The sequence below is a fragment of the Microbacterium sp. genome, from assembly GCF_041909575.1.
Lineage (GTDB): Bacteria > Actinomycetota > Actinomycetes > Actinomycetales > Microbacteriaceae > Microbacterium.
Window position 1 is genome coordinate 22594 of the sequence record NZ_JAYRDE010000003.1, and the last position, 16858, is coordinate 39451.

17 protein-coding genes and 3 tRNA genes are annotated in these 16858 nt (G+C 71.0%); 5 read left to right on the forward strand and 15 right to left on the reverse strand.

Features of this window, described 5'->3' with window-relative positions; genetic code table 11:
* Nucleotides 1–15: 15 nt before the first annotated feature.
* The 12 genes from ACE3O1_RS00905 to tilS all read right to left on the reverse strand — a co-directional run bounded on the left by ACE3O1_RS00905 (nucleotide 16) and on the right by tilS (nucleotide 10413).
* Nucleotides 16–864, reverse strand: coding sequence for a pantoate--beta-alanine ligase (locus tag ACE3O1_RS00905; RefSeq protein WP_374311488.1), 849 nt, complete (start codon nucleotides 862–864; stop codon nucleotides 16–18).
* A complete protein-coding gene (locus tag ACE3O1_RS00910; protein WP_374311490.1) occupies nucleotides 861–1574 on the reverse strand; it encodes a Rossmann-like and DUF2520 domain-containing protein in 714 nt (237 codons plus the stop codon). The genes ACE3O1_RS00905 and ACE3O1_RS00910 overlap by 4 nt, the downstream gene beginning before the upstream one ends.
* Nucleotides 1571–3280: a PH domain-containing protein gene (locus ACE3O1_RS00915; protein WP_374311492.1), complete on the reverse strand. Its 1710-nt coding sequence runs from the start codon at nucleotides 3278–3280 to the stop codon at nucleotides 1571–1573. Before ACE3O1_RS00915 ends, ACE3O1_RS00910 begins: the two co-directional genes overlap by 4 nt.
* On the reverse strand, nucleotides 3277–3861 hold the full coding sequence (locus ACE3O1_RS00920; RefSeq protein WP_374311494.1) for a PH domain-containing protein: 585 nt from the start codon (nucleotides 3859–3861) through the stop codon (nucleotides 3277–3279). Before ACE3O1_RS00920 ends, ACE3O1_RS00915 begins: the two co-directional genes overlap by 4 nt.
* Entirely contained in the window at nucleotides 3803–4300 is a 498-nt protein-coding gene (locus tag ACE3O1_RS00925) for a DUF3180 family protein (RefSeq protein ID WP_374311496.1), read from the reverse strand. Before ACE3O1_RS00925 ends, ACE3O1_RS00920 begins: the two co-directional genes overlap by 59 nt.
* Nucleotides 4297–4830, reverse strand: a complete 534-nt coding sequence (folK, locus tag ACE3O1_RS00930) for a 2-amino-4-hydroxy-6-hydroxymethyldihydropteridine diphosphokinase (RefSeq protein WP_374311498.1) — start codon at nucleotides 4828–4830, stop codon at nucleotides 4297–4299. Before folK ends, ACE3O1_RS00925 begins: the two co-directional genes overlap by 4 nt.
* Nucleotides 4827–5201 carry a dihydroneopterin aldolase gene (folB, locus tag ACE3O1_RS00935; protein WP_374311500.1) on the reverse strand — a complete coding sequence of 125 codons (375 nt, stop codon included), beginning with the start codon at nucleotides 5199–5201 and terminating at the stop codon, nucleotides 4827–4829. Before folB ends, folK begins: the two co-directional genes overlap by 4 nt.
* A complete protein-coding gene (gene folP / locus ACE3O1_RS00940) occupies nucleotides 5174–6010 on the reverse strand; it encodes a dihydropteroate synthase (RefSeq protein WP_374311502.1) in 837 nt (278 codons plus the stop codon). Before folP ends, folB begins: the two co-directional genes overlap by 28 nt.
* A complete protein-coding gene (folE, locus tag ACE3O1_RS00945) occupies nucleotides 6007–6609 on the reverse strand; it encodes a GTP cyclohydrolase I (RefSeq protein ID WP_374311504.1) in 603 nt (200 codons plus the stop codon). Before folE ends, folP begins: the two co-directional genes overlap by 4 nt.
* Nucleotides 6610–6618: 9 nt before the next feature.
* Nucleotides 6619–8625 carry an ATP-dependent zinc metalloprotease FtsH gene (ftsH, locus tag ACE3O1_RS00950; protein ID WP_374311564.1) on the reverse strand — a complete coding sequence of 669 codons (2007 nt, stop codon included), beginning with the start codon at nucleotides 8623–8625 and terminating at the stop codon, nucleotides 6619–6621.
* 171 nt (nucleotides 8626–8796) lie between these two features.
* On the reverse strand, nucleotides 8797–9348 hold the full coding sequence (gene hpt / locus ACE3O1_RS00955) for a hypoxanthine phosphoribosyltransferase (protein ID WP_374311506.1): 552 nt from the start codon (nucleotides 9346–9348) through the stop codon (nucleotides 8797–8799).
* A 60-nt stretch (nucleotides 9349–9408) separates the two neighbouring features.
* Entirely contained in the window at nucleotides 9409–10413 is a 1005-nt protein-coding gene (tilS, locus tag ACE3O1_RS00960) for a tRNA lysidine(34) synthetase TilS (protein ID WP_374311508.1), read from the reverse strand.
* A 215-nt stretch (nucleotides 10414–10628) separates the two neighbouring features.
* On the opposite strand from tilS, the gene ACE3O1_RS00965 reads away from it, so the two are divergent.
* Nucleotides 10629–11162 (forward strand): inorganic diphosphatase, encoded by a 534-nt coding sequence (locus ACE3O1_RS00965; protein ID WP_374311510.1) that lies wholly within the window; start codon nucleotides 10629–10631, stop codon nucleotides 11160–11162.
* Between the two features lie 57 nt (nucleotides 11163–11219).
* Here the strand turns inward: ACE3O1_RS00965 and ACE3O1_RS00970 are convergent, their stop codons facing one another.
* Nucleotides 11220–12584: a peptidoglycan DD-metalloendopeptidase family protein gene (locus tag ACE3O1_RS00970; RefSeq protein WP_374311512.1), complete on the reverse strand. Its 1365-nt coding sequence runs from the start codon at nucleotides 12582–12584 to the stop codon at nucleotides 11220–11222.
* A gap of 220 nt (nucleotides 12585–12804) precedes the next feature.
* Between ACE3O1_RS00970 and ACE3O1_RS00975 the strand changes: the two genes are divergently transcribed.
* The 3 genes from ACE3O1_RS00975 to ACE3O1_RS00985 all read left to right on the forward strand — a co-directional run bounded on the left by ACE3O1_RS00975 (nucleotide 12805) and on the right by ACE3O1_RS00985 (nucleotide 13121).
* A tRNA-Glu gene (locus tag ACE3O1_RS00975) sits at nucleotides 12805–12877 on the forward strand.
* Nucleotides 12878–12902: 25 nt separating this feature from the next.
* A tRNA-Asp gene (locus tag ACE3O1_RS00980) sits at nucleotides 12903–12976 on the forward strand.
* Between the two features lie 72 nt (nucleotides 12977–13048).
* Nucleotides 13049–13121, forward strand: a tRNA-Phe gene (locus ACE3O1_RS00985).
* A 450-nt stretch (nucleotides 13122–13571) separates the two neighbouring features.
* On the opposite strand, the gene ACE3O1_RS00990 is transcribed toward ACE3O1_RS00985, so the two are convergent.
* A complete protein-coding gene (locus ACE3O1_RS00990; protein ID WP_374311514.1) occupies nucleotides 13572–14228 on the reverse strand; it encodes a DUF305 domain-containing protein in 657 nt (218 codons plus the stop codon).
* Between the two features lie 256 nt (nucleotides 14229–14484).
* Here ACE3O1_RS00990 and ACE3O1_RS00995 point away from each other — a divergent pair, with 256 nt between their 5' ends.
* Nucleotides 14485–16263, forward strand: a complete 1779-nt coding sequence (locus ACE3O1_RS00995; RefSeq protein ID WP_374311516.1) for an LVIVD repeat-containing protein — start codon at nucleotides 14485–14487, stop codon at nucleotides 16261–16263.
* Nucleotides 16264–16349: 86 nt separating this feature from the next.
* Here the strand turns inward: ACE3O1_RS00995 and ACE3O1_RS01000 are convergent, their stop codons facing one another.
* Nucleotides 16350–16856: a glycine cleavage system protein R gene (locus ACE3O1_RS01000; protein WP_374311518.1), complete on the reverse strand. Its 507-nt coding sequence runs from the start codon at nucleotides 16854–16856 to the stop codon at nucleotides 16350–16352.
* Between the last annotated feature and the right edge of the window lie 2 nt (nucleotides 16857–16858).

The window sequence follows — 16858 nt, forward strand, 5'->3', positions numbered from 1 at the left end:
TCGCCTCCGGTCGTCTCAGCCGATGTAGATCTGCGCGCTGTCGATGAATCGGTGGCCCGCGACGCTCGCGGCGATGAGCGCGAGCGCGGGGCCCCGGTGGCCCTCGTCGACGGGAAGGAACGTCGCCGGATCGACCACGCTCAGGTACTCGAGCCGGATGCGCGGCTCGCCCATGAGCGCGGACTGGGCCGCCGCGATGCAGGCGTCCACGCCTCGGTCCGCGTTGGAAGCGGCCGCATCCAGCGCCGCAGGGAGGAGCCCCACGGCGGAGAGGTCGCGGTCCTCGAGCATCCCGACCCGCGTCGACACGGGCAATCCGTCGTCGCCGCGCACGGTCTCGACCGTCGCGACCTCCACGTCGAAGTACAGGTCGCGGATCATGCGGCGCACGAGGAAGATCCGCTGCGGGTCGCGCTCCCCGTAGACCGCGACATCCGGACGCACGAGATTCAGCAGTTTCGCCTCGACCGTGAGGAGGCCGTCGAAGTAGAACGGGCGGGCCCGGCCCTCGTAGCGCAGACCGAGATCGCCGGCGCTGACCTTCGTCGTCGCCGTGCCCGTCGGCAGCAGCTCGGCCGACTCGGGAGCGAAGACGAGGTCGACGCCGAGGGACGCGAGCAGACGCTCGTCGTCGTCGGGCGTGCGCGGGTAGGCCGCATACTCTGCGTGGGTCGCGAAGCGGAGCGGATTGACGAACACCGAGACCACCACGATGTCGGCGACCTCACGGGCGCGATGGACGAGGTCGATGTGGCCGTCGTGGAGGGCGCCGATCGTCGAGATGAGCGCGACCCGCGACCCTTCGGGCGCGGCGGCTCTGGCCTCGGTGAGTCGGGAGCGCAGCTCATCGACGGTGCTGATCATCCGTCGATCGTAGCGGTGGGGTCGATCGTGGGGCCGGACCCCGCGTCGGCCAGGGCGTGGTCGATCGTCGAGTGCACGAGCGCAGACAGGTACGCGCCCGGATGGGGGACGCCCGCCTCGGCCAGCAGTCCGGCCGACTGGCGCACGATCGACCGCGAGAACTCCGTGGCGGCGCCGACCCCCTCGGCGTAGGTGGGGCGGTCCTCCTCGGCGATCACGACCGGCTCGCAGCCCAGCTCGACGGCGAGCGCCTGCGCGATCGGGAGCACCGGCCCGGGCGCCGTGACGGCGGCGTACGCCGTGGCGAGCTGGCGCAGGTCCATCGACGTGCCCGTGAACACGAGTGCCGGATGCACCGCCAACGGGATCGCGCCCTGCGCCATCGCGGGCGCGAGCACCGCGGTCCCGTACGCGGGATCGGTGTGGAGCACGAGCTGACCCGGTTGCCACGCGTCGATCGCGGCGAGCCCGGCGACGAGGCCTTCCAGCTGATCGTGCGGCACCGCCAGGATCACGAGCTCGCTGCGGCGGACGACCTCCGCGGGCTCGAGCGTCGGCACGCCGGGAAGGACGGCCTCGACGCGCTCGGGGTCGGAGCCGGCGGTGATGCCGATCACCGCGTGATCGGCGTTGCGCAGCGCTGCACCGACGACCGGTCCGACCTTGCCCGCGCCGATGATGCCGATGCCGAGGCGCCCATCTCGGTTCACGCAGGCCCCCCCGAGTACGTGGCCGCGCCAGGCTGAGCCGCGGACTCCGTGGCCGCGCCGGACTGAGCGTCGGAGTCCGCAGCGGATGCCTCGGCCCAGCGGTGCGAGCGATCCCCGCCTGCGGCGAGCACGGCGCCGCGGGACGCATCCGCGAAGAGCCCGAGAGCGCGATCGCGGTCGATCGCGGAGAGGTTCGCGTACACCGGGCCGGTGACGACGTGAGCGCGCAGCGTCGCCACGCGCGACATCCGATCCAGCGGTCCCTGCTGCAGGGCGAGGCTCTGCAGGCGGGCGAGGGGCAGGATCGCGAGCCGGCGCCAGATGAGGCCCCGGCGCAGCAGCAGCAGGTCGCCGGTGAGGCGGAAGCCGTTGCGGCGATAGGACAGCGGCCGGATCCACCACGCACGGCGCGGGGTGTTGACGAAGGTGTCGGCGGCGCCGGGCCCGAGGATGCCCTCCTGCACGATGAGCGGCCACTCCGCCTCGGGCACCTGCGGCTGCAGCAGGCGCAGCACGCGCTCCACATCGGCGGCCGTGCCGACCGGCAGCGCGGTCGTGAACTGGTCGGTCGTGGTGTCGGCGGCGCTGCGTCCCGTCAGCCGGTTGATGCGGATCATCCACCAGCCCGCCGGGCGCCACAGGATCGGCTGCGTCACCTCGAGCGCGTGCACGCGGCCCGGCGGCACGATCTCGGTCACGGTGGTCAGCAGACCGAACGTGATGCGCACCCCGTCGGGGGTGGGAGCGATCGAGTAGCGCAGCGAGCGCACGATCGAGCGCACCCAGTACGCTGCGAAGCCGATGAGCGTGGGCACCATCGCGAACAGCAGCCACGTCACGCCCATCGACACCCCGACGCCCACCGCGACCGCCGCCGCGATGAGGGCGACCGTCGACATGCTCACGACATGGGATGCCACGAGCCGGCCGATCGGGATGCTGACGACGGACTCCGGCACGTCGACCGGCGCCTCCGGTCCCTCGATCAGCCCGGTGATCTCGCGTCCGACGGTCTGTCCGAGTGCGGCGAGCCGACCGTCGGGCCGCTGCGAGGCATCCCCTCCGGGACCTGCGGCGGCCGCGGCATCCGCCAGCCGTCGTCCCGACGCGAGCCGGAGGATGTCGGCGCGCACCGCCTCCGCGTTGGAGGTGGAGAGGTACTCCAGCTTGACGTTCGCATCGGCGCCGGCTCCGACGACCTCGAGCTTGGCCATGCCGAGCAGCCGGGCGATCATCGGGCGGGTCAGGTTGACGCCCTGCACACGGTCCAGCGGCGCGCGACGCTGAGTGCGGAACAGGATGCCGCTGCGCACCTCGACGTCGTCGTCGGTGATGCGGAAAGTGTGGAATCGCCACGACATGTAGAACACCGCGATGAGCACGAGGAGCACCCCGAGCACCGTGAGCGCCGCCACGAGGTAGAGGTTGTTCGCGACGATGAAGTCGATGGGGTCGCCGCCGCTGCTCTCCCATTCGGAGAGCTCGTCGTCGAGGTCGTTGCTCAGGCCGGGATCGAGCCACGGCAGGAACAGCACCAGGAGCCGGTCGCGCAGATTCGCCACCACGATGCCGACCACCACGATCAGGAACAGTCCGCCGCGCAGCAGGGGGGTGAGCGGGTGCAGGCGGTGCCACTCGCCGTCGCTGAGCGGCGAGCGCACGAGTTCGCGGGGCGGAACGTCGGGCGAGGGAACGGGATCGGTCATAGTCCGGTGCGCCGGCTCTCGGCGACGGCGACGAGGTGGTCGCGGAGCGTCTCGGCCGTGCCCTGCTCGAGACCCGGGATCACGACACCGGTGGCGGCCGCGGCGGTGACGAACTTGAGCTGCGCGATGCCGAAGCCCCGGTCGAGCGGCCCGTGCGTGATGTCGACGAGCTGCATGCGCCCGTAGGGCACCGCGACGAAGCGCTGCCACAGGATGCCGCGGCGGAAGACGAGATCGTCGTCGCGCAGCTGATAGCCGATGGACCGCGCCTGCCGGGGCAGGATCGCCAGCGTCCAGACCAGGATGACCGTGAGGATGCCGCCGGGAATCCACGCCCACGCCTGGTTCATGACGAGCGCGAGAACCAGGGTCGCGGCGACGACGACCAGCAGGAACGACCCGGTGGAGATGACCTGCACGCGCACGTACTTCGGCGAGATCTGGTGCCACACCCCCGCCTCGAGCGCGAGACGGTTCTCGGAGCGCGGCTCCGCGAGTCGCTCGTACGCGTCCGCGGACGGCTCAATGGCCGTGGATGCGGGGCTCGAGTCCGGGCCCGTCGTCTCCGGGCTGTTCGTCATCGTCGTCCTTCCGGATCGTGCACAGGTGCTCGGCGACGAGAGCCGCGACCACCAGCAGCGCGCCGCACACCGCGGTCGCGATCACCGTCGCCATCGAGCCTAGCGAGGGCGTGACGGGTCGGGTCCCGAGGAAGATCAGCAGCCCGATCGCCAGCCCGCCGATCCCGGCCCCGACGATGCTCGACGCCTTCGCCAGCATCGCCACGCGCACCGCCCGGAAGGGGTTGACCCGCGGGCCCCCTCCACCCCTGGTCGCCCGGCGGATCGGGACGGCGAGCGCGACCACCACGGCACCCAGGAGCACGAGGAGGATCGGCAGCGTCGCCGCCGGCGTGAACGTCGGCCGGCCGGCCGAGGTGAGCAGCTGGTCGACCAGGAAGCCCACGGCCACCCCGATCACGGCTGCGACGACGAGTATCCCCGCTCCGGTGCGCCTCATCCGGCGTCTCTCAGCCGTGCGAGGGCGGCGTCGACGCGCCCGATGCCCGGCAGTGTCGCGTCGGGGTCGAGCTGCAGCCACGGGGCCAGCACGAAGTCCCGCTCGGCGGCGCGCGGATGCGGCACCAGCAGGGCCGGGTCGTCGCTGACGAGATCGGCGTACGCGATGAGGTCGAGGTCGAGCGTGCGGTCTCCCCAACGCACCCGGCGCTCGCGACCGTGGCGCTGCTCGATCGCGTGCAGGAAGCCGAGCAGCACCGACGGGGCGAGCCGCGTCGTGACGATCGCCACGGCGTTCAGGTAGGCCGGAGCCGAGGCATCCGGGCCCTCCAGCGTAACCGCGACCGACTCCAGCGGAGCGGACGCCCGCACGGCCTCGACCAGGGGCAGGCGCCCGAGCTCGTCGATCGCCGCCGCCATCGTCCCCTCGCGGTCGCCGAGGTTCGTGCCGAGCGCGACGACGGCGTCGACGGGCGCGTGGCGCACGCGGACGCCCTCACCCTGGAAGCCCTGCGCGAGTCGACGGTTCATGCGTCGCCTCTTGTGCGGTCGATCGTGACCGAGACGTCGGCGAACGTCAGCGGGATGGGCGCCTGCGGCTTGTGCACGGTGACGCGGACGCCGTCCACGCGCGCGTCGCCGAGGAGATGGTCGGCGATGCGCGCGGCGAGCGTCTCGAGCAGGTCGACGGGCTCGCCGCCGACGATGCCCGCGATCTGCTCGGCCGCCTCGCCGTAGTGGACGGTGTCGGAGACGTCGTCGCTCGCGGCCGCGGGACGGGTGTCGAGGCGCAGGGTCACGTCGATCACGAAGTCCTGCCCGGTGCGACGCTCCTCGTCGTACACGCCGTGATACCCGAACACGCGAAGCCCGGTCAGCGTGATCTCGTCGGCGACGCCCATCGGCTCTCCCCCTCCCAGGCGCGCGCGATCCGCAGCGCGTCGACGGTCCCCGCGACGTCGTGGACGCGCACGCCCCAGACGCCCGCCTGCGCCGCCAGGACGCTCGTGACGGCCGTGGCGAGATCGCGGCGGCCCTCGTCGACGTCGCTCCCGTCGCCCTCTGACAGCGTCTCGGCGAGGAAGCGCTTGCGGCTCGTTCCGATGAGCACGCGCGAGCCGAGTCGGACGAGGCGTGCCGTGCCGTGCAGCGCCGCCCAGTTCTGGTCCCCGCGCTTGCCGAACCCGATGCCCGGGTCGAGGATGACGCGCGACGGGGCGATCCCGGCCGCCGCGGCGGCCTCCACGCGCCGGGAGAGCTCGCCCAGCACCTCGGCGGCGACGTCGGCGTAGTCGGCCTGCGCGTACATCTCGGCCGACGGTCCCCGCCAGTGGCCCAGCACGACATCCGCGTTCGTCGGCGCGACAGCGGCGAGCAGCTCGGGGTCGGCGAGGCCGCCCGACACGTCGTTCACGATGCGCGCCCCGGCCGCGACGGCGGCGAGCGCGGTGCCGGCGTTCATGGTGTCGATGCTCACGAGGCATCCGGCTTCGGCGAGCGCGCGGACCACGGGCACTGCGCGCTCCTGCTCGAGGGCGGGGTCGATCCGCTCGGCACCCGGACGCGTCGACTCGCCGCCCACGTCGAGGATGTCGGCACCCTCGCCGCGGAGCCTCAACCCGTGTGCGACGGCGGCCTCGGCATCCAGGTACCGTCCGCCGTCGCTGAAGGAGTCGGGCGTGACGTTCACGATGCCCATGACGAGCGTCATTCGCGGCCTCCGCCGTGCCCGCCCGACATGAGCGCGATGAGCTCGGCCCGTGCGACGGGAGCGGCGAGCTCGCCGCGCGCCGCGATCGTCACGGTCGAGGCATCCGACTGCTGGCCGCTGCGCATCGTCACGCACTCGTGCGACGCGTCGAGCACGACGAGCACCCCGCGGGTGTCGAGGGATGCCGCGATCGCGTCCGCGATCTGCTCGCCCAGGCGCTCCTGCACCTGCGGGCGGGACGACAGGACGTCGACGACCTTCGGCAGGGCGCCGAGCCCCACGACCTGCTCGCCCGGGAGATAGGCGATGTGCGCGTGCCCGCGGAAGGGCAGCAGGTGGTGCTCGCAGACCGAGCGGAAGCGGATGTCGCGCAGCATCACCGCGCCGGACGGAAGGGTGTCGGGGGCAGGGCCCCGGGCGACCGAGATGGTGTGCGCGAGCGGGGCCGCGGCATCCGCTCCCACGCCCGAGAAGAACTCGGCGTACGCGTCGGACACGCGCTGGGGTGTCAGGCGGAGGCCGGGGCGATCGGGATCCTCTCCGATCGCCTCGAGCAGTTCACGCACGAGCGCGGCGACGCGCTCACGATCGACGGCCACGGGCCGAGCCTACGCGGTCGCGGGACGCGCCTGACCGGTCGGGCGACGCTTGGCGGCCTTCTCGGTCGCCGGCTGCTCCGCCTCGGTCTGCGCCACTGCGCCGACGGGCTCGCCGCGCACCGGCACCTCGACCGGCGGCAGAACCGACACGGGGCGCTGCTCGCTCGAGAGCCACTGCGGGCGGGGAGGGAGGCGCTTGATCTCCTCGAAGATCTCGGCGATCTCGAGGTGGTCGAGGGTCTCCTTCTCGAGCAGCTCCAGCGCGAGCCGGTCGAGGATCTCGCGGTTCTCGTTGATCACGTGGTAGGCCTCGTTGTGCGCCTGCTCGATGAGACCGCGCACCTCGGTGTCCACGCGCTCGGCGACGCGCTCGGAGAAGTCGCGCCCGTGGCCCATGTCGCGGCCCATGAAGACCTCGCCCGACGACGCACCGAGCTTGACGGGCCCGACGTCGGTCGTCATGCCGTACTCGGTCACCATCTTGCGGGCGATGTTCGTCGCCTTCTCGATGTCGTTCGAGGCGCCGGTGGTCGGGTCGTGGAACACGATCTCCTCGGCGACGCGGCCTCCCATCGCCCAGGCGAGCTGGTCCTGCAGCTCGTTGCGGGTGATGGAGTACTTGTCGTCGAGCGGCATCACCATGGTGTAGCCGAGGGCCTTGCCGCGGGGCAGGATCGTGATCTTCGTGACCGGGTCGCTGTGGTTCATCGCGGCGGCGACCAGGGCGTGACCGCCCTCGTGGTAGGCCGTGATGAGCTTCTCCTTGTCCTTCATCACACGCGTGCGGCGCTGCGGGCCGGCGATCACGCGGTCGATGGCCTCGTCGAGAGCACGGTTGTCGATGAGCTGCGCGTTGGAGCGCGCCGTCAGCAGAGCGGCCTCGTTGAGGACGTTCGCGAGGTCGGCTCCCGTGAAGCCCGGGGTCTTGCGCGCGCCGACCTCGAGGTCGACGCCGTCGGCGAGCGGCTTGCCACGGCCGTGGACCTCGAGGATCCGCTGACGGCCCCGGAGGTCGGGCGCGTCCACGCCGATCTGACGGTCGAAGCGGCCCGGACGCAGGAGCGCCGGGTCGAGGATGTCGGGACGGTTCGTGGCCGCGATGACGATGACGTTCGCCTTGGGGTCGAAGCCGTCCATCTCGACGAGCATCTGGTTCAGCGTCTGCTCGCGCTCGTCGTGGCCGCCGCCCATGCCGGCGCCGCGGTGGCGGCCGACGGCGTCGATCTCGTCGATGAAGATGATCGCCGGGGAGGTCTCCTTGGCCTGGTTGAACAGGTCGCGCACGCGGCTCGCGCCGACGCCGACGAACATCTCGACGAAGTCCGAGCCCGAGATGGAGTAGAACGGCACGCCCGCTTCACCGGCGACAGCCCGGGCCAGGAGCGTCTTTCCGGTTCCGGGAGGGCCGTAGAGCAGCACGCCCTTCGGGATGCGGGCGCCGACGGCCTGGAACTTCGCGGGGTCCTTGAGGAAGTCCTTGATCTCCTCGAGCTCCTCGATGGCCTCGTCTGCGCCGGCGACGTCGCCGAAGGTGACCTGCGGCATCTCCTTCGTCACGAGCTTGGCGCGCGACTTGCCGAACTGCATGACCTTGCTTCCGCCGCCCTGTGCGCTCGAGAGCAGGAACCAGAACAGCAGGCCCAGCAGCAGGATCGGCAGGAGCAGTGAGATGAAGCCGTCGAACCACGTCGCGCGCGGCACGGCGTCGTCGAACCCGTCCGCGGGATCGGCGGCGTCGATCGCGGCGACCACCTCGTCGGCGCGTGCCTGGACGTAGTAGAACTGCACGTCCTTGGCGCCCTCGTACTCGTCGGAGAGCTTCATGTCCACGCGCTGATCGCCGTCGGTGTTCAGCACCTCGACGACCGTGTCGCCGCCGAGCAGCTCGAGACCCTCCTGCGTCGAGATCTGCTTCGCGCCGCCCAGGCTCGAGATGAGCGTGAACCCCACGATGAGGAAGACCCCGATCAGGAGGACGTAGAAGAGCGGGTTGCGGGTGATCTTCTTGAAGTCCATGGTGCGGGCGCGCGCCCGGTCCCTTTCGTCGACGAACCCGCCGCGCGGCGGACGGATGCCTCGCAAACGGTGGAATCAGGGTATCCCCTGGCTCCTATGCCCCGTCTGTGCATTCGCCGACGGCGTAAGCCGACGCCGAATCGGTTGTGCCGACGGCGTAAGCCGGGGTACTCAGGAATACACGTGGGGGGCGAGCACGGCGACGTCGCGGAGGTTGCGGTACCGCTCGTCGTAGTCCAGGCCGTAGCCGACGACGAATTCGTTCGGGATGTCGAACCCCACGTACTTGCAGTCGACCTCGACCTTCGCGGCATCCGGCTTGCGCAGCAGCGCGAAGACCTCGATGGAGGCCGCCCCGCGGGACTCGAAGTTCTCCAGCAGCCAGCTCAGCGTGAGGCCGGAGTCGATGATGTCCTCGACGATGAGCACGTGCTTGCCGTGCAGGTCGGTGTCGAGGTCCTTGCGGATCTGCACGACACCGCTGGACTTCGTGCCGGCACCGTACGACGACACCGCCATCCAGTCCATCGGCGCGCTCTTCGGCAGCGTGCGCGAGAAGTCGGCCATCACCATGATCGCGCCCTTGAGCACCCCCACCAGCAGGAGATCCTTGCCGTCGTAGTCGGCGGCGACGCGGGCGCCGATCTCCTCGAGCTTCTCCAGGATCTGCTCCTCGGTGACGAGGATCTCGGTCAGTTCGCTCTGGATGTCCGCCGCGCGCATGGAGAGAGTCTAGGCGGATCGTCCGGGGTGCCCGATGCGCGGTCGAACCGGCGAGCGGGGCTACGCGTCCTGGCGGGCGGTGAACTCGATGCGTCCGCCCACGCGCCGGGCGCGGCATCCGGGCAGATCGAGAGGTCCTTGTCCCGACCAGTCCGTCACCAGCCGTGCCACCTCGAGGGTCTGCAGGCGCGTGAGGCTCTGGTGGAACTCGCTGGCCACGACGTGACGGATGATCCGGTGGCGCAGCGCGGCCGGGTTCGCGGCGAGCGCCCCGACCGAGACGGAGATGCCCGCCTCGACGTGCTCCACGATGTCCTCGATCGTCTCGTCGATCATCTCGTCGAAGGCCTCGGCATCTTCGCGCAGCTGGGCGGCGGTGCGAGCGAGAGCCTCGGCGATGCCCGGGCCGAGCTCTGCCTCGAGGACCGGCAGCACCGTCCGGCGCACGCGCACACGGGCGTAGGACGGATCGGCGTTGTGCGGGTCGTCCCACGGCTCGAGCGCCTCCGCGGCGCACGCGGCGCGGGTGACGGCGCGCCGCACGCCGAGCAGGGGGCGCAGCAGCGCGATCCCGTCGAGGTCGCCGGCGGCGGCCATCCCCTGGAGGCTCGTGGCCCCGGCCCCGCGGGCCAGCCCGAGGAGCACCGTCTCGGCCTGGTCGTCGAGGGTGTGGCCGGTGAGGACGGCGACGGCACGAAGAGCGGATGCCTCGTCCCTCAGCGCCCGGTACCTGGCCGCGCGGGCAGCGGCCTCCGGCCCGCCGCCGGGCTCGACGGCGACCCGCACGACCCTGGCGTCGAGGCCGAGGCCCCGGGCCTGCCCGGCTGCGGCGGCCGCAGCATCCGCCGATCCCTGCTGCAGGGCGTGGTCGACGGTCACCGCCACGGCGGTCAGCCCGGCCTTCTGCGCCTCGAACGCGGTCGCGGCGGTGAGCGCGAGCGAGTCGGCGCCGCCCGACAGTGCCACGACGACGACCGAGCCCTCGGCGAGGCCGGCCAGCGCCTCGCGCACGGCGCGCCGCACCTCGGCGACGGCGGGGTCGAGTCCGGGCCTGCGGTCGGTCATGCGCCCACGCTACCCGCGACCCCCGGACCATAACTCCTGCACAACGGGCGTCGGCCGGGGCGATTGCGCCCCGCACCCGCCCCGAACCGGCCCGCGCGCACCGAAGTGCAGGAGTTATGGGCCGGGCGGTGCGACCGAGATGCGGGCGTTATGGGCCGGGCAGGCGCGACTAGGCTGGTCCGCGGCATCCCACCGTCTTCCGAAGGAGTACCACCATGGGCGCGTACGACGCCGTCATCGAGATCCCGCGCGGCAGCCGCGTGAAGTACGAGGTCGACCACGGCACCGGCCGCGTGTTCCTCGACCGCATCCTCTACACCGCGTTCGGCTACCCGACCAACTACGGCTTCTTCGAGAACACACTCGGCGAGGACGGCGACCCGCTGGACGTCCTGGTGCTCCTCGACTTCGACCTCGCTCCCGGCGTGCTCGCCTCGGTCCGCCCGGTCGGCGTGCTGAAGATGAGCGACGAGGCCGGCGGCGACGACAAGGTCGTCGCGGTGCTCGGCAAGGACCCGCGCTGGGCGCACATCCAGGACGTCGCCGATATCCCGGAGTACACCCGCAAGGAGATCGAGCACTTCTTCGAGCACTACAAGGACCTCGAGCCGAACAAGTGGGTCAAGGTTGACGAGTGGGCCGGCGCCGCTGAGGCGGAGCGTCTCGTCGGCGAGGCGTTCGACCGCTTCAAGGAGCACGAGGGCGAGACCCGCACGCAGGGTGAGGGCGTCGCCCCCAACACCCTCTGAGACCTGTCAAGAGATGAAGAGCGGATGCCTCGGCATCCGCTCTTCGTCGTCTCGGGGTCAGACCGAGATGCCCCGGGCTCCCATGAACGGGCCCGGATCGACCGGGACCCCGTTGACGTAGACCTCGAAGTGCAGGTGGCAGCCGGCGGAGGCTCCGGTGTTGCCCTCGCTGGCGATGAGCTGTCCCGCGTTGACCCACTGGCCCGAGCGCACGAAGATCCCGCCCGGACGGATGTGCGCGTAGCCGGTGCCGACGCCCCCGCCGTGCTCGATGCGGATGTAGTTGCCGTAGCCGCCGGCGTTCCAGCCGGCGTAGAGGACGGTGCCCGAGGTCGCGGCGTAGATGCCCGCGCCGCAGCCGGCGGCCAGGTCGACCCCGCGATGGAACCCGGAGGTGCAGTAGCCGTTGCCGCAGATGACGCTGCGGGGACCGTAGCCGGAGCTGTGCCAGCCCGCGGACGGGCGGGCCCAGCCGGAGCCCACGACGCCGCCGCCAGTACCGCCGCCGCCTCCGCCGCCTCCGCCGCCCTGGTTGAGCTTCTCGGCCTCTTCGCGGGCGCGGCGCTCGGCCTCTTCCCGCGCCCTGCGCGCTGCCTCCTCGCGGGCGCGGACGCCCGCCTGGTACTGGGCCACGGTGCGCTTGGTCTTGTCCGCGAGCGCGTCGAGCTGCGCCTCGAGCTCGACCTGCTTGCTCTGCTGCGTCTCGAGGGCCGCCTGCGCCTCCTCGGCCGCGCGCTGGGAGGCGAGCATCTTCTCCTGCGCGATCTGCTGGAGCCGGTCGCGCTCGGCGCGCTGCACCTCGGCCTGGTCGGAGAGGCTCTGGGCGGAGTCCCGCGCGGTGACCGCCTCGGCGTAGACCGCCTGGTTGCGCTCGACGAGCTTGTCCATCGTGCCGAGACGTGCGAGCAGGTCGTCGGCGCTCGCGGCGGAGCCGGCGAAGAAGAGCTGGAGCGACGTGTCGTCGCCGCCGTTGCGGTAGAGCTGGGCGGCGACGCGGCCGGCCTTGTTCGCCGCGTCGACGGCCGTCCGGGCCTGCTCGTCGGCCTGCTGCTGGAGCTGCTCGCTGCGGTACGCCGCGTCGAAGTACTCCTCCTGCGCGACGAAGAACTCGGTCGCGGCCTGCTCGGCGAGTGCCTGCTTGGCGGCGACGTCGTCGGCGAGCGCCTTGATGAGGCCCTTGATCTTGGCGACCTGCGCCTGCTTCGCGGCCTGGTTCGACTTGGCGCGCACGACGTCGTCCCACGACGGGTAATCGGCGGCGAACGCCGGGGCGATGAGCGGTCCGCCCACGGCGCCGATGCCCGCGAGGGCGATCGCGCCGATCCCGAGCGCACCGCGGCGGCTCAGCTGCGGCCAGAGCTGTCGGCGCTCGCGAGGCGACGGCGCGCAGCCGCACTCGTCGAGGGCGTCGTCGGTCTCCACCGGGCCTCCCCTCGCGACGTCAACGTCTTTCACACTAGCAACAACAGTCACATCTGCAAGCGATGACAGACCATGGGTGTCACCGCTTCGGGCGAGCGGGTACACGGCCAGTGTCATCCCGGACCTCGCAGTTCACAAGGGCGCCACGCCCTGGATTGGCGCATTCGCCATCGATTGCGTATGCTTGACCCTCGGTAAGCGTGAGCCCCCGGGTTCACCCGGCCCCATCGTTTAGCGGCCTAGGACGCCGCCCTTTCACGGCGGTAGCACGGGTTCGAATCCCGTTGGGGTCACTCCAACACACAACTTAACAAGCATGGCCCTGTAGCGCAGTTGGTTAGCGTGCCGCCCTGTCACGGCGGAGGTCGCGGGTTCAAGTCCCGTCAGGGTCGCTCCAAGCGACGGGCCCTTCTCGGAGGGCCTTTCGTCTCGGACGCGGCGAACGAGTCACATCACCGCCGCGCGGCTCTGTAGCTCAGTTGGTAGAGCGTTCGACTGAAAATCGAAAGGTCACCGGATCGATGCCGGTCGGAGCCACTGAAACCCTCTCCTAGCTTCTACATGGAGGGGGTTTCTTCATGTTCGGGCCGCGCCGATGCGCCCGCCCAGGACGCCCGGCGCCGCCATTCGGCGCGGCGCGGCGGGGCGTCACCATTCGGCGCGGTGGAGCTGCGGCGGCGGAGTTGCGGCCGGCTCAGACGAGGAGCGGATGTCGGAACCTCAAGAAATGCTGAAGTTCCTGGATTCAGGGGTGTCCCCCATATGGGGGACAAGGTACATTTGACCTTGTTGCGGATCCCGGGCCTCTGGGGACAAGACTACTGGGGAGTCCGGCCCGAGGTTCGCATCACGCAGGGGGAACGCGGTCTGGGGCCGCGGGATCTTTCCGCATTGGGGAATGCGGACGGCCTCCTCGATGGCCCTGGTTTGACCAGCCGTCGAGGAGGCCGACATCTTTTCGCGCCGGACCGCGGCCGAAAGGCACCGTCAGCGCTCGGCGAGCATCTCCTGCATGCGGACGATCTCGATGTTCTGATCCGCCTCGACGTGACGGGCGAAGGCGTCGATTTCGGGCTCCTGCCCGCCGCCAGAGGCGTAGAGGTCCGAGACCATTTGAACGGCGCCCTCATGGTGCCGGATCATGGACGCGAGGAAGAGCTCGTCGAACGCGTCGCCCTCCGCCGCCTCCAGCTGAGCGAGCTCGTCGTCGGTGAGCAGGCCAGGCATGGACTGCGCGTCGTGCGCGTGATCGCCGTCCGGGTCGCGCACGGGCTCACCCCGCTTCTGCAGCCACGTCTCGAGCTGCGTGATCTCATCCGTCTGGCTGACCTGCATGCGCTCCGCGAGGAGGCGGATGTCGCCGTCCGTGGTGCGCTCCTCGACGTAGCCGGTCATCTGGATGGCCTGCGAGTGGTGATGGAGCATGTCCCGCACGAACAGGACGTCCTCTTCGACGTAGTCGATCGTGCCGAGGCCCGCCGCCTCGCTCGGCGAAAGCGTGCGGTTGGGTTCTCCGGGAGCACCCAGCTGCACGACCGGCGTGCTCGGGAGCGGGGCGGGCTCGTCCTCGCCGGCGGTGCACCCGGCCAGGCCGACAGCCAGCAGAGCACTTGAAACGATGACCAGCAGCCGCACCTTCGCCATGTCTACCTCTCGTGGGGATCGCTCCATCATGCGCTCCCGGAGCACGCATCCCAAGCCTTGGAAACACAGATTCGATTGCTCGACCGCTAGCGCGGAGTCTGGGCCGACCGATAGGTTGCCAGAAACAACTGGATATCGGTGCTGTATGCGAAGTGCGCGACGCCCCTGGGGGAACTCGTGCGGAATGCGCTTCGACCTGGGGAATCAATCCACATATCGATGATGCGATGAAGACGACCAGGGAGGGCCCCACCGCATGAACGCACACTCACCCCACACGTCGAGATGGCGGGCGCGAACGCTCGCCGCCGTCGGAGCGCTGGCGCTCGGACTCTCGATGATGGCTGCGGGAGCGGCATCCGCCGACACCGAGTCCGACCCCCGCGAGGGCCTGTCGGCCGGACTCCACGACGCCGGGCAGGCGGCCAGCAACATCGCACTGCTGTCGGCCCAGCAGAAGACCAGCCCGTTCACCATCAACTCCGACCTCGCGTTCACGGGTGACTACGCCGTCGCCGGCAACTACTACGGGTTCCAGATCTACGACGTCAGCGACCCCGCCGCACCGGAGCTCACGGGCACGTTCGTCTGCCCGGGCGGCCAGGGCGACGTCTCGGTCTACGGCGACCTGCTCTTCATGTCGGTGGAGTCGTCGCCGGGCCGCCTCGACTGCGGCACGCAGACCACGCCGACGACCGACCCCCAGAGCTTCCGCGGCGTGCGGGTGTTCGACATCAGCGACATCACCAACCCGGTGCAGCTCACCGCGGTCCAGACCTGCCGCGGCTCGCACACCCACACGATCGTCGAGGACCCCGACGACACCGAGAACGTCTACGTCTACGTCTCGGGCACCGCGGGCGTCCGCTCGTCGGCCGTCCTCGCCGGCTGCACGGGTCAGCCGACGTCCAACACGCTCGAGGCGCACCTCGACGCCAACGGCGACCCCATCCTCTCGTCGCGCTTCCTCGTCGAGGTCATCAAGGTGCCGCTCGCGGCTCCCGAGACCGCCGCGGTCGTCAACGAGGCGCGCCTGTTCACGGATGCCGCGACCGGCAGCCCCGCAGGACTCTGGCCCGGCGGCAGCCACGGTGCGGGACTGCAGACCACCTCGGCGACCGACGCGTGCCACGACATCACCGCCTACCCCGAGATCGGCCTGGCCGCCGGCGCCTGCGAGGGCAACGGCATCCTGATCGACATCAGCGACCCGGTGAACCCGGTGCGCCTGGATGCCGTGACCGACCCGCGCTTCGCGTACTGGCACTCGGCGACGTTCAACAACGACGGCACCAAGGTCGTCTTCACCGACGAGTGGGGCGGCGGGAGCAGCCCGCGCTGCCGCGACATCGATCCGCTGAACTGGGGCGCCAACGCCATCTTCGACATCGTGGACGGCAAGCTCGAGTTCCGCAGCTACTACAAGATGCCCGCGGTGCAGACGGCGCAGGAGAACTGCGTGGCCCACAACGGCTCGCTCATCCCGGTTCCCGGTCGCGACATCATGGTGCAGGCCTGGTACCAGGGCGGACTGTCGATCTTCGACTTCACCGACAGCGCCAACCCGGTCGAGATCGCGTACTTCGACCGCGGCCCGATGAGCGCGACCAGCCTCGTCACGGGCGGCTACTGGTCGACGTACTGGTACAACGGCAACGTGTTCGGCAACGAGATCGGGCGCGGCTTCGACAGCCTCGGCCTCCAGCCGAGCGAGTACCTGAGCGAGAACGAGATCGCCGCTGCCGGCGAGTACCGGCTCGACGAGTTCAACGCACAGGCCCAGCCGCGGTACACGCACGCACCGAGCTTCGCCGTGGTGCGCGCGTACATCGATCAGGCCGAGCGGGACGGCAGCCTGTCCGGAGCCGCCCTGACCGAGGTGCGCAAGCACGTCGACCAGGCCGAGAAGCTCTCGGACGGCCCGTCGAACCCGCGCTCCGTCAAGGCGCAGCTCGACAACGCCGCTCGCAAGTCCGGCCTGCCGGGCTCGGAGGTCCAGCTGGCGCTCACGGCGCTCGCCGGCACCTTCAGCTGATCCGGCCGGGGAGCCGACTCCCCGCAGGGCCCGGCGGTCTTCGGACCGCCGGGCCCTGCGTCGTACACGGGCGGCGCGGCCGGGTGTCAGTCGAGCGTGATGTCGACCTGGATCTCGGCGGCGAGGCGCTCGATCTCATCCGCGACGGCGGCGACGTCGACGCCCGCCGGAGCAGCGGCCACGACGGTGGCCTCGAACAGGCGGCCGCCGGCCATCGCGGCATCCTTCGTCTCCGTCGTCATGCGGTCGATGCTCACCCCCTGCGCACTCAGCGCGGCCGACAGCTCCCGCACGATGCCGGGATGGTCGTTGCCGAGCACGTGCAGCACGAGCTGCTGGCGGGCGGCGGGAGCGGCATCCGTCCCCGCCTGCACCGCAACGGTGTGGAGGCCGTCGAGCCCCGAGAGCGCGGCGCGCAGCGCGTCGGCCTTCTCCGCGGGCACCGAGACCTCCACGATCCCGGCGAAGGCTCCGGCGAGCTCGGCGAGCTGGCTGGTCTCCCAGTTGCCGCCGTGCGTGGCCACGACGTCGGCGACGGCGGCGACGATGCCGGAGCGGTCGCTGCCGACCACGGTGAGCACGAGAGTAGTCATGG

What these genes read in the sequence shown, in the direction of transcription:
- ACE3O1_RS00905 (WP_374311488.1), bottom strand. Translation starts at nt 864, where the DNA reads ATGATCAGCACCGTCGATGAGCTGCGCTCCCGACTCACCGAGGCCAGA.
- ACE3O1_RS00915 (WP_374311492.1), bottom strand. Translation starts at nt 3,280, where the DNA reads ATGACCGATCCCGTTCCCTCGCCCGACGTTCCGCCCCGCGAACTCGTG.
- ACE3O1_RS00920 (WP_374311494.1), bottom strand. Translation starts at nt 3,861, where the DNA reads ATGACGAACAGCCCGGAGACGACGGGCCCGGACTCGAGCCCCGCATCC.
- ACE3O1_RS00925 (WP_374311496.1), bottom strand. Translation starts at nt 4,300, where the DNA reads ATGAGGCGCACCGGAGCGGGGATACTCGTCGTCGCAGCCGTGATCGGG.
- folK (WP_374311498.1), bottom strand. Translation starts at nt 4,830, where the DNA reads ATGAACCGTCGACTCGCGCAGGGCTTCCAGGGTGAGGGCGTCCGCGTG.
- folB (WP_374311500.1), bottom strand. Translation starts at nt 5,201, where the DNA reads ATGGGCGTCGCCGACGAGATCACGCTGACCGGGCTTCGCGTGTTCGGG.
- folP (WP_374311502.1), bottom strand. Translation starts at nt 6,010, where the DNA reads ATGACGCTCGTCATGGGCATCGTGAACGTCACGCCCGACTCCTTCAGC.
- ftsH (WP_374311564.1), bottom strand. Translation starts at nt 8,625, where the DNA reads ATGGACTTCAAGAAGATCACCCGCAACCCGCTCTTCTACGTCCTCCTG.
- hpt (WP_374311506.1), bottom strand. Translation starts at nt 9,348, where the DNA reads ATGCGCGCGGCGGACATCCAGAGCGAACTGACCGAGATCCTCGTCACC.
- tilS (WP_374311508.1), bottom strand. Translation starts at nt 10,413, where the DNA reads ATGACCGACCGCAGGCCCGGACTCGACCCCGCCGTCGCCGAGGTGCGG.
- ACE3O1_RS00965 (WP_374311510.1), top strand. Translation starts at nt 10,629, where the DNA reads ATGGGCGCGTACGACGCCGTCATCGAGATCCCGCGCGGCAGCCGCGTG.
- ACE3O1_RS00990 (WP_374311514.1), bottom strand. Translation starts at nt 14,228, where the DNA reads ATGGCGAAGGTGCGGCTGCTGGTCATCGTTTCAAGTGCTCTGCTGGCT.
- ACE3O1_RS00995 (WP_374311516.1), top strand. Translation starts at nt 14,485, where the DNA reads ATGAACGCACACTCACCCCACACGTCGAGATGGCGGGCGCGAACGCTC.
- ACE3O1_RS01000 (WP_374311518.1), bottom strand. Translation starts at nt 16,856, where the DNA reads ATGACTACTCTCGTGCTCACCGTGGTCGGCAGCGACCGCTCCGGCATC.